The sequence below is a fragment of the Actinotalea sp. JY-7885 genome (assembly GCF_014525465.1).
GTDB lineage: Bacteria > Actinomycetota > Actinomycetes > Actinomycetales > Cellulomonadaceae > Actinotalea.
In genome coordinates this window covers 1-2,041 of the sequence record NZ_JACEXH010000296.1, presented here as the reverse complement: position 1 = coordinate 2,041, position 2,041 = coordinate 1, and the positions used below count along the sequence as shown (strand labels likewise).

General features: G+C 77.8%; 2 protein-coding genes. One reads left to right on the top strand and one right to left on the bottom strand.

All coding sequences use genetic code 11. The features are described from left to right. The coding region (locus tag IDM29_RS16460; RefSeq protein WP_304518699.1) for an SbcC/MukB-like Walker B domain-containing protein at positions 1–1,415 on the top strand (1,415 nt) is incomplete at its 5' end. 4 nt (positions 1,416–1,419) lie between these two features. Here the strand turns inward: IDM29_RS16460 and IDM29_RS16455 are convergent. Next, positions 1,420–1,881 (bottom strand): hypothetical protein, encoded by a 462-nt coding sequence (locus tag IDM29_RS16455; RefSeq protein ID WP_309232760.1) that lies wholly within the window; start codon positions 1,879–1,881, stop codon positions 1,420–1,422. Positions 1,882–2,041: the final 160 nt, after the last annotated feature.

Sequence of the window (2,041 nt, the reverse complement as noted above, 5' to 3'; positions counted from 1 at the left end):
CGGCCGCGCTCGGCGCGGAGCACGTGACGGTCGAGCAGCTCGAGGCGGCCGAGGCTGCCCGTGACGCGGCGCACGCGCGCCTGGCCGAGGCCGCCGGGACCCTCGCCGCGACGACGGAGCGGCTCGAGGCGCGCCGGTCCGCCGCCGGGGGGACGCTCGCCGAGGTCGAGGAGCGACTGGCGCTGGCGCGTGCGGGCGTCTCGGACGCGCTGGCTGCGGTGGGCCGGGTCCGGGACGTCGAGGCGTCGCTGGCCGCGTTCGACCGCGAGACGCACGAGGTCGCGGCGCAGGTCGCGCAGCGTGACGTGGCGCTGACCGAGTCGCGCGCCGCGCACGAGGCGGCGAACGACGCCCTGACCCTCGCCGAGGTGGAGGTCGAGGCGGCACGCGACGGCGCGGAGTCGGTGCGCGTGCGGCTCGCGCTGGTCGACGAGCGGATCGGGCACCTCACCGCCTGGGGTGACGCGCTGGCGCGGGTGGAGGAGGCCACGGCCACGCACGACGCGCGGCTGGCGGAGCTCGCCACCGCGCTCGTCGAGCACGACTTCGCCGACGGCGCCGCCGTGCGGGCCGCAGCGCTCGACGCCGTCGCGCTCCGGGACCTCGAGCGCGCGGTGACCGAGCACGACCGCGCCCTGTCGCGGGTCCGCTCCGGCCTGGCGGAGCCCGAGCTGGTCGCCCTGCCCGCGGTCGTCGACGTCGACCTCGACGCGCTCGCGTCGGCCCACGAGACGGCCGACGCCCTCGCGACCGAGGCGGCACACGCCGAGGCCCGCAGCGCCCATCTTGCCGAGGCGGCGTCCTCCGCCCACGACCAGCTCGCCAGGGCGCTGGCGGCGCAGGAGGCCGCCCACGCCGACGCCGGGCCCGTGGTGCGCATGGCGAACGTCGCGGCGGCGAGCGGCGGGGACAACGCCAAGCAGCTGAGCCTCGCGACCTACGTGCTCATGCGCCGGTTCGAGGACGTCGTCGCGGCGGCCAACTCCCGCCTGGTGACCATGTCCGACGGCCGCTACGAGCTGGTGCGCAGCGACGAGCGGGAGGCGGTCCGCAGCCGGCGCACCGGGCTCGCGATGAAGGTGGTCGACCACCGCACCGGGGTCGAGCGCGATGCGCGCACCCTCTCCGGGGGCGAGACGTTCTACGTGTCCCTGTGCCTGGCCCTCGGGCTGGCCGACGTCGTCACCGCCGAGGCCGGCGGCACCGACCTGGGGACGCTGTTCATCGACGAGGGCTTCGGCACGCTCGACCCGGAGACGCTCGAGGTCGTGCTGGCGGAGCTCGGGCGGTTGCGGGACGGCGGACGCGTGGTCGGTGTGGTCAGCCACGTCGAGGCGCTCAAGCAGTCCATCGCGGAGCGCATCGAGGTGCGGTGCCACCCCGACGGGTCGAGCACGCTCACGGTCAGGGCCTGACGCCTCACCATGACCAGCCGCGCGAGGCGAGCTCCAGCTCCTCCCGGAACCGCTCCGGCTCACGGGCCGGACCCCACGGAGCGAGGGCGGCGTCCGCGTCCACCGGCACCCCGGCGAGCCGGCACGCCTCCGCGAGCAGCGCGTCGTAGGCGGCCTGCGCCGCGATGATCCGGCGCCCCCGCGCCCACGCCCGTGGGTCGACCTCGAGGCTGCGGAGCTGGGCCGCGAGGACGCCGAGCCGCACCTGCACCGCGAGCACGTCGAAGGGGTCGGGCGCCGCCGCCGGCGCCAGGGGTGCCCGTGAGGGGCCGTGCCGCCGCACGAGGCCGAGGCGTTCGGCCCGTCGACGCACCGCCCACCTGCGGGCGCGCACCCACACCCGCGGTGGGTCGTCGAGGACCAGCCACGCCAGCCCTCCGTAGACCACCGTCGGCAACAGCGTCCACAGCAGCGTCTGCACGGCCACGGCTCCTCGTCGACGAGGTCCTCCGAGCCTAAGCCGCCACCCCGAGCCCCGCCCCGCGACCACCACCGCCGCCCGCCCGCCCCCGCCTGCCCCTGCCGCCCCCACCTGACCCGCCCGCCGCCCGCCTGACCCGCCCGCCGCCCGCCTGACCCGCCCGCCC